Source organism: Blautia sp. JLR.GB0024 (assembly GCF_037000545.1).
Taxonomy (GTDB): Bacteria; Bacillota; Clostridia; order Lachnospirales; family Lachnospiraceae; genus Blautia; species Blautia celeris.
On record NZ_JBANBF010000007.1, the window covers coordinates 58,245 to 69,198 of the forward strand.

Sequence of the window (10,954 nt, forward strand, 5' to 3'; positions counted from 1 at the left end):
AGGAAAGCAGGGAGATTTTATGGAACGAATCATGACACATCTGGTGGATGTAGCGGTCACTATTCTGATTTTCTTTCTTTACAGCTGTATCCGGAAGGGCAGACTGCCGCTGCTGCAGAGGCTCTACGTGGCGGCATCGGCGTTTCTCCTTATCTGGCTTCTGGCGATTGCCGGAATCCTGGGGGGTGCTGACAGCAGTATGCAGGTGCTCACCATACTGGACGCTATCACCTGCGGTGCCTGCGCGCTGATGGTAGTCACTGTGCTGCTTTTGACAATTGCGTTTATATACAATTATGAAAAGCTTCCAAGGATATTTTATTTTCTCTATATCCTGCCGGTGGTGACCTCCCTGATCGTATTTACAAATCCATGGCATCATCTTTTTTATAAACAGTTTTCCATCTATGCCTCAGAGGTGAAATTCGGACCGTTGTTCATCCTGTCAGGCAGTCAGTATTATATTTACTGTATTCTGTCCATTGTGCTGGCCTTAAGGAACGGCATCAGGAAGAGAAATAACAGCGCAGTGTGGCAGTCCATTTTATTTGCATGGGGGCTGATCGTGCCGGTGTGTGTCAATCTTTTAGCAACCCTGAAGATTGTCAATCTGTCCATCGCGGCAACTCCCATTGCTTTCATGTTCACGATCATCTGCCACGGAATAGCAATTTATTATCTGAATTTTTTAAACATCAAGCCCATCGCACTGCAGAATATAATTGACAATATTTCGGATGGTTATGTGATCATTTCCTCAGACAGCCAGATCATCAATATGAATGATGCCTTCCGGGAGAATTTCGGGGAAAGCTACGGTATGAAAAATAACGTATATCTGGACCGGCAGGTGGAAGTTCTGGATGAACAGAAAAGGGATGTGATCTACAATCTGTTAAGTTTTTTTGATATCTGCAGACAGACGGTGAGTGTGATCACCTATGAGCAGGCAGTGATAAAAGACGACAAAAAGATTTATTATTCCGTGGAGCTGACTCCGGTATTCGGAAAACAGAGAATGATGGGCGTGGTGGCGCTTTTCAAGGACGTGACACAGGTAAAAGAGGAGATTCAGCAGCAGCAGCAGAAACTGAGCCAGGAGATGGAGCGGGAGCGGCTGGCCTCCCTGGGACAGATGATCGGAGGCATTTCCCATAACTTAAAGACACCGATCATGTCTGTCTCAGGCAGTGTGGAGTCTCTGGAAAAACTGGTGGATGAATATACGATCAGTCTTGGGGATGAAGATGTGACGATGGAGGATTATCAGGAAATTGCGGGGGATATGAGAGCGTGGCTTGGAAAAATCAGGGAGAGCTGTGCTTACATGTCTGATATCATCACCACAGTGAAGGGACTGGCTACGAATATGAACACCAACAATATTGTGGAATTTACAGTGGATGAAGTGTTCAGAAGAGTGTTTCTGCTGATGAAGCACAGTCTTGCCAAGCACGGCTGTGTTTTATCCATGGAAAATGAACTGCCCGGGGATGCTGTTTTAAAGGGGGATATCAACAATCTGGTACAGGTGGTCAACAATCTGGTGGACAATGCCATGGATGCCATGAAGGAGGAAGGCGGGAAGATCACCCTCTGCGCGGAAAAGAAAAACGGGAATATTCTGATCAAGGTGAAGGACAGCGGACCGGGAATTGCCCCGGAGGTTATGGAACGGCTGTTTCACTCCATGGTGACGACGAAAGGGGCAATGGGAACCGGCCTGGGGCTTTACAGTTCCGCAGGTTTGATACGGGGTAAGTTCAGCGGAAGAATGTGGGCTGAGAATCTGCCGGAGGGCGGAGCTGTCTTCTGCGTGGAACTGCCCCTGCAAAGTTAAGAGAAAAGATTATTTGAGGTGAAGAAGGTATGCGAAAAAATAAGGCAGGACAGCAGAAAAATGGCTTCACCATGCTGGTTCTGGATGACGACAAGAATATTACGGACGCACTGTATTCCTATTTTGAATCCTCCGGCTATACTGTAGAGACGGAAAACGATCCGCTGGGCGCTCTGGAGAAGATGAAGAACAAATCCTATGATATTCTTTTGCTGGATTTTATCATGTACCCCATCTGCGGGGATCAGGTGGTGGCACGTCTGCGGCAGTTTGATACCAGAATTTTTGTGATCATGCTTACCGGGCACAGGGAGGTGGCACCGCCTCTGAACACGATCCGGGAGCTGGATATTCAGGGGTATTTTGAGAAAAGCGACCGTTTTGACCAGCTTGAACTCTTAGTGGAAAGCTGTGTCAAGTCCATCCGGCAGATGCGCACGGTCTACCGTTACCAGGACGGGCTGGGATCCATCTTAGGCTCCATACCCAGTATACATCAGCTTCTCTCCCTGGATGTGGTACTTGGAAGGATTCTGGGACAGATGCTGCTTTTGGGGGATAACAGGCACGGATTTGCCTGGATCAAGCCCAAAAGAATCATATCATCCATGCCTGTGGAAAATCTGCCGGATGATATTTTCCAGGGAAGCGGAAAATATGAAAAAAAACTGGAACAGTTTTTAAAAGAGGATTATCCGCAGCTTGAAAATGCTGTGCAGAAGGCGGGCAGCAGCGGGGATATTCAGGAGTTTGACGGACTTTTCCTGGTTCCGCTCAAGGCAAACCATGATATCTTTCTGGGAGTTTTGGGAATCGGACGGGATTCCGCCTATTCTGATGTGCAGCAGCGTCTTCTGGCTGTCTACGGGGAACAGGTCACCACAGCGCTTCACAACACGATCCTTCACATGCTTCTGAATATTAACAACAGAAAACTCAGTCTGACGTATTCCCGGCTGAAAGAGAGCTATATGCAGACCGTGGAGGCCCTTCGGCTTCTGGTGGATGCCAAGGATGATTACACCCGGGGGCATTCTGACAGGGTCTCCATGTACGCAGAGAAAATAGCCAAGAAGACAGGGATGGAAGAATCCCAGACAGAATGTGTCAGGTGCGCCGGACTGCTCCACGATATAGGAAAAGTAGGAGTCTCTGACGCAATTTTGTGCAAAGAGGATAAACTGACAGAGGAAGAGTTTGCCGTGATACGAAGACATCCGGAAATCGGAGGGAAGATTCTCTCCTGCATAGACATGTTTCACAATCTGGGAGAGATCGTGCGGGCGCACCACGAACGGATAGACGGCCGCGGATATCCGGACGGCCTGAGAGGGGAACAGATTCCCCCGGAAGCGCGGATGATCTCCATTGCCGATGCTTTTGATGCCATGATGTCGGACCGTCATTACAGAAAACGACTTTCCCTGGCAAAAGCAAAAGAGGAGCTGGAAGCGGGGAAGGGCACACAATTTGACGCAGGGCTGGTGGAGGTTTTTCTGGAGCTGATAGCAAATGGTGAGCTGGGAGAACTGGAGGGGACATGAGACTGGATTATCCTTTAAACAATGTAAATACATATGAGACAGTCGGGGAATTTCTGCAGAAGGCAGAGTCACGCTTTGGGGACAGACCGGCGGTCACTGTCTATGACTGGGAGGGAAAGGAACACTGCTATACCTACCGGATGCTTGCAAGGGATGCAAAGGCGCTTGCGCTGGTGCTCCTGGATATGGGTATCGCAGGGAAACATCTGGCGATCGCAGGGGAGAACGGCTATGAGTGGCTTGTGATGTTTTTGGCCTGCTGTTCTGTGGGCGCTGTGGCGCTTCCTGTGGATGTGGAGCAGCAGGATGAGAAAATCCTGCAGTGCATCCGTTACGGTGACTCCTGCATGGCTGCCGTTTCCCGGGAATATGAATTTCTGTTTCAGGATTTTCCCGGCTGCCCTGTGCTCTGTCTGTGGGATGCTCACAGTGACAACAGCTTTCCCTCTCTTCTTTTAAGGGGATACGAGGCGCTTAAGAGCAGGGAGGAAGAGCTGAACCTTGCAATGGATAAAGTACAGGCAGATGAGACGGCTGTCATCATCTACACCTCCGGTACTTTAAGCAGTCCGAAACCGGTCATGCTCAGCCACGGCAATATTATGTTCAATGCCTGCCATGCCCAGGCACTGGTGGAGGCAGGGGATAAGGCATATACCTGCCTGCCTTTATATCATGCGTATTCCCTTGTGTGCGGTGCGTTAAATGTCCTGACACAGGGGCAGCATCTGGGATTGAACGGAAGTGTGAAGAACTGGATGCGGGACCTGCGCCTGTTTTGCCCGGAGATGATACTTCTGGTTCCCATGATGATGGAATCCCTGATCCGCAGCATCCGTCTGGAACAGAAGCGGGACGGCACGCGGGAGGAGGCAAAAAAGGCATTGAAAAGGTACCAAAGCCGGAAAAAATATCATCTGTCCTGCAGTCCTTTTGTGCACGATGCGTTAACACGCGTTCTCGGGGACTCTGTCTCCCTTATCATCTGCGGAGGTGCTCAGCAGAACGAGCGGCTGGCCCAGGAGTTTGGCTGCTACGGAATCTGCGTGCTGCAGGGATACGGGGTTACGGAGTGCGGTCCTCTTATTTCCGTAAACAGAAACCGCAGACACAGGGAAAATTCCGTGGGCGTGCTGCTTCCAGAGACCAGAGTGAAGATTCGGGACGGGGAGATTCTGGTTAAGGGTCCGTCAGTCTTTAAAGGTTATTATAAAGCGGACGGGGAGACAAAAAAAGCATTTTCGGATGGCTGGTTCTGTACCGGAGATCTGGGATATATGGACAGGAAAGGGTTTCTCTACATTACGGGGAGAAAAAAGAATCTGGTGGTGTTCAGCAACGGTAAAAAAGTGGTGCCCGAGGAGTTGGAGGAGCTCATACTGCAGATCCCTCTTGTCAGGGAAGTGATGGTATATGGAGCCAGTAACGGGCAGACAGCCGATGATGTGAAGCTCTCCGCGGTCATTTACGCGGATCCGCAGAAGACCCGGGGCATGACAAGCTATGAAGTGCTGGAGCGGATTCAGGAGGAGATTTATGAGCTGAATAAAAAACTGCCTTTTCATAAAAGAATCCAGCTTATCCGCATGACAGAAGCGGAGTTTAAGAAGACATCCATCTATAAAATAAAAAGGGGGCGTTTTTGATGCGCAGTGAAGCTTACCTGTCTGTTATTGAAGAACTTGTTTATCAGGTGACCGGAATCAGCGAACTGACCCCCGATACGGATTTTATCAGGGATTTGGCGCTGAATTCTCTGGATGTGGCAAACCTTGTCTGTGCCTTTGAGGACAGGTTTCAGGTGGAAATCCCTGTGCGGGATGTATGGCAGTTGTCCCAGGTGCGGGATGTAATAGAATATATGCAGAAAAAAGCAATGCATAAAAAACAGGTGTAAATTTCCCGGAATTATGGTAAACTGTTATAAGTGAAAACCGAGAAGAGGTGTAAAAGAATGAAAAAAATAGGTTTTATCGGTGTGGGAGTCATGGGTAAATCCATGGTCCGCAACCTGATGAAAGCAGGATACGAACTGTCTATCTATACGAGAACCAAAGAGAAGGTGCTGGATATCATCGAGGAGGGAGCCGTATGGTGTGATACCGTAGCACAGTGCGTCAGAGACAGGGAGGCTGTCATCACCATGGTTGGCTATCCCGAAGACGTATGGGAGGTCTATTTTGGCGAGGCCGGAATCATAGCAAATGCCAGACCAGGAACCTATGTCATTGATATGACCACCACCAGCCCGAAGCTTTCCGTGGAGATTTATGAGAGAGCAAGGGATGCAGGGATTTACGCTGTGGATGCTCCGGTATCCGGCGGGGATGTGGGTGCAAGGCATGGCACCTTATCCATTATGGCCGGCGGGGATGAAGAAGCGTTTGAAGCCTGCCTGGAGCTGTTCAAATCCATGGGCAAGACTATTATCTACGAGGGAAAAGCCGGCAACGGACAGCACACAAAAGCTGCCAACCAGATTGCGCTTGGCGGTGTGATCGCAGGTGTGTGTGAGGCCATCACCTATGCCCGCGCCGCAGGCCTTGATGTACAGACTATGCTGGACAGTATCAGTCAGGGCGCAGCGGGAAGCTGGCAGATGAATAATATGGCACCCCGCATGATCAAAGAGGACTATGATCCGGGATTTTTCATCAAACATTACATCAAGGATATGAAGATCGCCCTGGAGGAGTCCGATGCCAGAAAGCTAACACTCCCTATTCTCATGGAAGTACTGGATATGTACAAGAAGCTGGATGAAAAAGGATTGGGTGACCTGGGCACCCAGGCTCTGATAAAATATTATGAAGAACAGTAGCAGGGAACAGGATGAGAAGTTCCTGTCAAGCAGGCAGGAGAACATCCGCCTTGCAATTGCTCTGGAGCGTTTTTTTGAATTATGCCCTGAGGACGGCCTTTTATATGAGCGGTACAGGGAATATCTGAAGAAGCGTTTCCGTCCTGCCATGGAAAAACTGATGAAAGCCAGGGAGACAGAGAAAGTAAAAGTTCTTTTTGGTTTGGATACAGTGACACTGGTGCAGATGGATGAACTTCTGGCACTGGCGCAGAAGTATGGAAGTACGGAAAGTGTTTTATGGCTTCTGTCAAAAAAGGAGGAGCAGTTCGGATTTGGCGGAAAGGATATGGAATTATGAGACAGGCAGAGGAAATTGCACAGGAAATCTGGGCATTGGCCAAGCAGGAAATTTCCTGCGCCTGTCCTTTTTTTGTGCTGGCATGCAGTTATCTGAAAATGGCAGCAGATGAAACATGTGCCTGCACCTGTACAGACGGCAGGGTGCTCCATTATTCTCCCAAAGCTGTTCTGACTGATTTTGCGGAAAAGGGCAGGAAATACATAAACAGAGTGTATCTGCACAGCCTGTTCCATTGCCTCTATCTGCACCCCGCAGACCGTGAGGAACGAGATGAGGAGCTGTGGAATTTGGCCTGTGACATAGTGGCAGAATATACGGTGGATTGCCTTGGCATGCCCTTCCTTACAGGGGAAGCCGGAAAAGAAAAAACGGAAGTTTACCGCCTGTTCTGGAAGGGGAAAAAATCCAGGACCGCAGCACAGATTTATGACATGCTGCGGGAGGGGGAGTTTGGAAAGAGCTGTACAGATGCCTGGAGAAGTCTGTTTTTTACGGACGGGCACAGTCTCTGGAGAATGCTTTCCAAGGGAGAGCTTGCCGGTATCCGGGATGTATGGGAAAAGGCAGCGGCATATACCAGCAGGGATGCGGGAAATGCCGGTAAGAGGGCAGGAAGTGAAAAAGGGAATAGGCAGGAATGGTATGAGCTGCAGCAAAAAAGAAGGTATGATTACCGGAAATTTTTGCGGCGTTTTGCTGTGCAGAGAGAGGAAGTCCAGCTCGATATGGAAAGTTTTGATTATATTTCCTATTGCCTTGGACTGTCTATGTATGGTAACATGCCACTGGTGGAGCCTCTGGAATATACAGAGGCATGCAAGCTTGAGGAAATCGTCATAGCCATTGATACGTCCAGCTCCTGTTCCCGGGAAATGGTACAGCGTTTTTTGGAAGAGACGTATTCCATGCTCAGTGAGAGAGAAAATTTTTTCAGGAAAATGAATGTCCACGTCATACAGTGTGACTGCTACATCCAGGAGGATGTGACCCTGTGCTGCGAGGAGGACTGGCGGGCTTATATGAAGCAGATTCGGATCCAGGGAAGGGGCGGCACGGATTTCCGCCCGGTATTTACTTATGTGGACAGGCTGATCAGAGAGAAAAAGATCAGAAATTTAAAAGGGCTTCTGTATTTTACGGACGGGGACGGCATCTATCCCGCCGGGAAGCCGGACTATGAGACAGCATTTATTTTAATAAAGGAGCCTCCGGGAAATGTGAAAATCCCTTCGTGGGCTATCCGTCTGTATCTGGATGAGAGAAAGGCAGGATCAGGAGTATGAATATCGGGCAGGCAAAACAGGAAATAGAAAATACCGTGCGGGCCTACACAAAAAAGAAGGCTGACGGAACTTACGCCATACCGGCTGTGCATCAGCGTCCGGTGCTTTTGATCGGTCCTCCGGGAATCGGCAAGACAGCTATAATGGAACAGGCTGCAGAAAGCCTGCAGATCGGTCTTGTGGCCTACACCATTACCCACCATACAAGGCAGAGTGCCATCGGACTGCCGGTCATTGAAAAAAGGCAGTTTGACGGAAAAGAATATACGGTGACAGAATATACCATGAGTGAAATTGTGGCGTCTGTTTACCGGTGCATGGAGCGGACGGGGTGCAGAGAGGGCATCTTGTTTATTGACGAGATCAACTGTGTCTCAGAAACGCTTGCACCCACCATGCTCCAGTTTCTTCAGTGCAAGACTTTTGGGAGCCATAAGATACCGGAGGGCTGGGTCATAGTGGCAGCGGGAAATCCTCCCGAGTACAACAAATCCGTAAGGGAATTTGACATGGTCACCCTGGACAGGATCAAGCGGATCGAGGTGACAGAGGATTACGGCGTATGGAAATGTTATGCCAGAGAGCATGGGATACATGCATCCATTCCCGCATACCTGGATGTGCGGAGGGAGAATTTCTACCGCACCGAGGCAAATGCGGAGGGGCATTATTTTGTCACGGCCAGGGGCTGGGAGGATCTATCGCGGATGATGTATGTGTATGAGGAGCTTGGGATTCCTGTCACAGACGAGTTCGTGTTCCAATATATCCAGCAGCCGGAAGTAGCAAAGGATTTTACGGGATTTTACGGACTCTGCAGAAAATATCAGGAAGATTATGCGTTTTCTTCGCTTTTGGACGGGACTATGGATGATGCTGCGGTAAAGGAGAAAGAGGAACGGCTGAAAAGATCCGGTTATGATGAACGTATGGCGGTGATCAGTCTTCTTTTGGGAGCCGTGCATACAGCGCTTGCCCGGTATGCTGCCGGTGAACGGGAGACAAAGGCCCTTTATGAGGAAGCCCGCAGACTGAAGAACGGTCTGGATGTTCAGGAGCCGGAAGAGGCGGCCCGGATGCTGGATCATGAAATGGAAAAGCGGCAGCGCGCACTGGAGATAAAAAAGGAAGCGGGACTGTACCGGGAGGATGAAGCGTATCTTGCCCGGTATGTGACAGACTGGGTAAGGCGTTATCTGTATGAGTGGAAAAAGGTGAGCAGCCGGCAGGAATGCACGGCTTCCTCTGTATTAAAAGAGATGTTTGAACAGGAAAAGAAAAAACTGGATGATGCAAGAGCAGATGTGCAGCGGCTTTTGGAGCGGGCTTTTGCCTTTGCCGGTGAGGCTTTTTCAGGCGGACAGGAGATGGCTGTGTTCACAGAGGAGATTTCCAGGGATGAGACAGTGATGAAGTTCATCTTGGAAAATGGCTGTAAGGCGTACCGGGAAGCAGGAAAGATCCTGCAGACAGAGAAGAGAGAGCGTGAACTGAAGGAGGAAATCCGGGAGTTGTCGGATTGTCTTCAGACAGGAGAAAACATTTTGTGATTTCATAAATATCCAAAAAAAGAAGATACTAAGTAACAATGCATTACCGTAAAGACGGACGGGCAAAGAACTGGAAAGGACAAAACAATATGCTGAATAATATTTTGACTCGTGTGAATGATTTTATGTACACCTACCCGTTATTGATACTGCTTGTGGGTGCCGGCGTGTATTTTACCGTGCGGACCCGCTTTGTACAGGGACGCCTGCTTGGCGAAGCTTTTCGCGTGCTGCTTGAAAAAGCGGAGGTGAAAGACGGCAAAAAACAGGTATCCTCTTTTCAGGCATTGATGATATCCACTGCCTCCAGAGTGGGAACCGGCAACATTGCCGGAATTGCCACAGCCATTGCTGCCGGAGGCCCCGGCGCTGTGTTCTGGATGTGGGTGATGGCTGTGATCGGCAGTGCATCCGCCTTTATTGAGAGTACCCTGGCACAGGTGTACAAGGTGAAAGATGGAAAAGACTTCAGAGGCGGACCTTCTTATTATATGGAGAAGGCGCTTGGGAAGAGATATCTCGGAATTATATTTTCGGTACTGCTGATCATCTGTTTTGCCTACGGGTTTAACGGGCTGCAGTCTTTTAATATGTCCTCTTCCCTGGAATATTATATTCCGGGGTATGCGGACAGTGTTTATCCGGCTGTTATAGGCGCCGTGCTGGCGGCAGCTACGGCTTTTGTTATTTTCGGCGGGGTCCACAGGATCGGATTTATCACTTCTGTGATCGTGCCGGTGATGGCGGGCGGCTACCTGCTCATGGGGCTTGCCACCATGGTGATGAATGCGGGAAGGATTCCTGAAGTCTTTGCGCTGATCTTCAGGGAAGCCTTTGACGGAAGGGCGATTTTCGGAGGGTTTGCGGGTAGCGCTGTGGTGATCGGGATCAAGAGGGGACTTTTTTCTAATGAGGCCGGTATGGGAAGCGCACCAAATGCTTCTGCCAGCGCAGCGGTGAGTCATCCGGCAAAACAGGGGCTGGTGCAGGTGCTCTCCGTGTTTATTGATACGCTGCTTATCTGTTCCGCCACTGCCATGATGCTGCTGCTTTCCGGTGTGGAAGGAAAGTCAGGGGTTTTGGATGGGATTCCCTATGTGCAGCAGGCTATTTCTGCAAATGTGGGGACGTGGGGGATTCATTTTATCACGTTTTCCATTTTTACGTTTGCGTTTTCCAGTCTGGTGGGGAATTATTATTATGCGGAGTCGAATATTAAGTTTATCAAGGATGATAAGAGGCTTTTGTTTGTGTTCCGGGTGAGTTGTCTGCTGGCAGTGTTTTTGGGGGCGCAGGCGGATTTTTCAGTGATCTGGAATGTGGCGGATATTACTATGGGGGGAATGGCTGTGCTGAATATTGTGGTGATACTGCTGCTTGGGGGGACGGCTGTTAAGGTGCTTCGGGATTATGAGGAGCAGAAGAAGAGAGGGGTTGAGCCGGTTTTCAGGGCTGAGGAATTGGGGATTGGGAATACGGAGTGTTGGGGGGAGGAGGGACTTTAAAATAGGGTGGCGGATGTGGCTGATGCCGGACGCCGGACCTGGCCGCAGGTTTCCCTGTACGGACGAGA

General features: G+C 49.6%; 9 protein-coding genes. All 9 read left to right on the forward strand.

The window, feature by feature from the left end; all coding sequences use genetic code 11:
* Positions 1-19 precede the first annotated feature (19 nt).
* The 9 genes from V8Q34_RS16400 to V8Q34_RS16440 all read left to right on the forward strand — a co-directional run bounded on the left by V8Q34_RS16400 (position 20) and on the right by V8Q34_RS16440 (position 10,886).
* Positions 20-1,840 carry a histidine kinase N-terminal 7TM domain-containing protein gene (locus V8Q34_RS16400; protein ID WP_103731096.1) on the forward strand — a complete coding sequence of 607 codons (1,821 nt, stop codon included), beginning with the start codon at positions 20-22 and terminating at the stop codon, positions 1,838-1,840.
* Positions 1,841-1,869: 29 nt separating this feature from the next.
* Complete coding sequence (locus V8Q34_RS16405) at positions 1,870-3,384, forward strand: HD domain-containing response regulator (RefSeq protein WP_227210645.1); 1,515 nt, start codon at positions 1,870-1,872, stop codon at positions 3,382-3,384.
* Complete coding sequence (locus V8Q34_RS16410) at positions 3,381-5,030, forward strand: AMP-binding protein (protein WP_033141779.1); 1,650 nt, start codon at positions 3,381-3,383, stop codon at positions 5,028-5,030. The genes V8Q34_RS16405 and V8Q34_RS16410 overlap by 4 nt, the downstream gene beginning before the upstream one ends.
* Positions 5,030-5,281 (forward strand): acyl carrier protein, encoded by a 252-nt coding sequence (locus V8Q34_RS16415; protein ID WP_033141778.1) that lies wholly within the window; start codon positions 5,030-5,032, stop codon positions 5,279-5,281. Before V8Q34_RS16410 ends, V8Q34_RS16415 begins: the two co-directional genes overlap by 1 nt.
* A 57-nt stretch (positions 5,282-5,338) precedes the next feature.
* Positions 5,339-6,205: an NAD(P)-dependent oxidoreductase gene (locus V8Q34_RS16420; RefSeq protein WP_103731093.1), complete on the forward strand. Its 867-nt coding sequence runs from the start codon at positions 5,339-5,341 to the stop codon at positions 6,203-6,205.
* On the forward strand, positions 6,192-6,545 hold the full coding sequence (locus V8Q34_RS16425) for a hypothetical protein (RefSeq protein WP_033141776.1): 354 nt from the start codon (positions 6,192-6,194) through the stop codon (positions 6,543-6,545). The genes V8Q34_RS16420 and V8Q34_RS16425 overlap by 14 nt, the downstream gene beginning before the upstream one ends.
* Positions 6,542-7,831, forward strand: a complete 1,290-nt coding sequence (locus V8Q34_RS16430; RefSeq protein WP_244806774.1) for a vWA domain-containing protein — start codon at positions 6,542-6,544, stop codon at positions 7,829-7,831. The genes V8Q34_RS16425 and V8Q34_RS16430 overlap by 4 nt, the downstream gene beginning before the upstream one ends.
* Positions 7,828-9,381: an ATP-binding protein gene (locus V8Q34_RS16435; RefSeq protein WP_054351269.1), complete on the forward strand. Its 1,554-nt coding sequence runs from the start codon at positions 7,828-7,830 to the stop codon at positions 9,379-9,381. Before V8Q34_RS16430 ends, V8Q34_RS16435 begins: the two co-directional genes overlap by 4 nt.
* A gap of 89 nt (positions 9,382-9,470) precedes the next feature.
* A complete protein-coding gene (locus tag V8Q34_RS16440) occupies positions 9,471-10,886 on the forward strand; it encodes an alanine/glycine:cation symporter family protein (protein WP_033141844.1) in 1,416 nt (471 codons plus the stop codon).
* The last annotated feature ends 68 nt before the right edge of the window (positions 10,887-10,954 follow it).

What these genes read in the sequence shown, in the direction of transcription:
- V8Q34_RS16410 (WP_033141779.1), top strand. Translation starts at nt 3,381, where the DNA reads ATGAGACTGGATTATCCTTTAAACAATGTAAATACATATGAGACAGTC.
- V8Q34_RS16435 (WP_054351269.1), top strand. Translation starts at nt 7,828, where the DNA reads ATGAATATCGGGCAGGCAAAACAGGAAATAGAAAATACCGTGCGGGCC.
- V8Q34_RS16425 (WP_033141776.1), top strand. Translation starts at nt 6,192, where the DNA reads ATGAAGAACAGTAGCAGGGAACAGGATGAGAAGTTCCTGTCAAGCAGG.
- V8Q34_RS16415 (WP_033141778.1), top strand. Translation starts at nt 5,030, where the DNA reads ATGCGCAGTGAAGCTTACCTGTCTGTTATTGAAGAACTTGTTTATCAG.
- V8Q34_RS16430 (WP_244806774.1), top strand. Translation starts at nt 6,542, where the DNA reads ATGAGACAGGCAGAGGAAATTGCACAGGAAATCTGGGCATTGGCCAAG.
- V8Q34_RS16440 (WP_033141844.1), top strand. Translation starts at nt 9,471, where the DNA reads ATGCTGAATAATATTTTGACTCGTGTGAATGATTTTATGTACACCTAC.
- V8Q34_RS16420 (WP_103731093.1), top strand. Translation starts at nt 5,339, where the DNA reads ATGAAAAAAATAGGTTTTATCGGTGTGGGAGTCATGGGTAAATCCATG.
- V8Q34_RS16405 (WP_227210645.1), top strand. Translation starts at nt 1,870, where the DNA reads ATGCGAAAAAATAAGGCAGGACAGCAGAAAAATGGCTTCACCATGCTG.
- V8Q34_RS16400 (WP_103731096.1), top strand. Translation starts at nt 20, where the DNA reads ATGGAACGAATCATGACACATCTGGTGGATGTAGCGGTCACTATTCTG.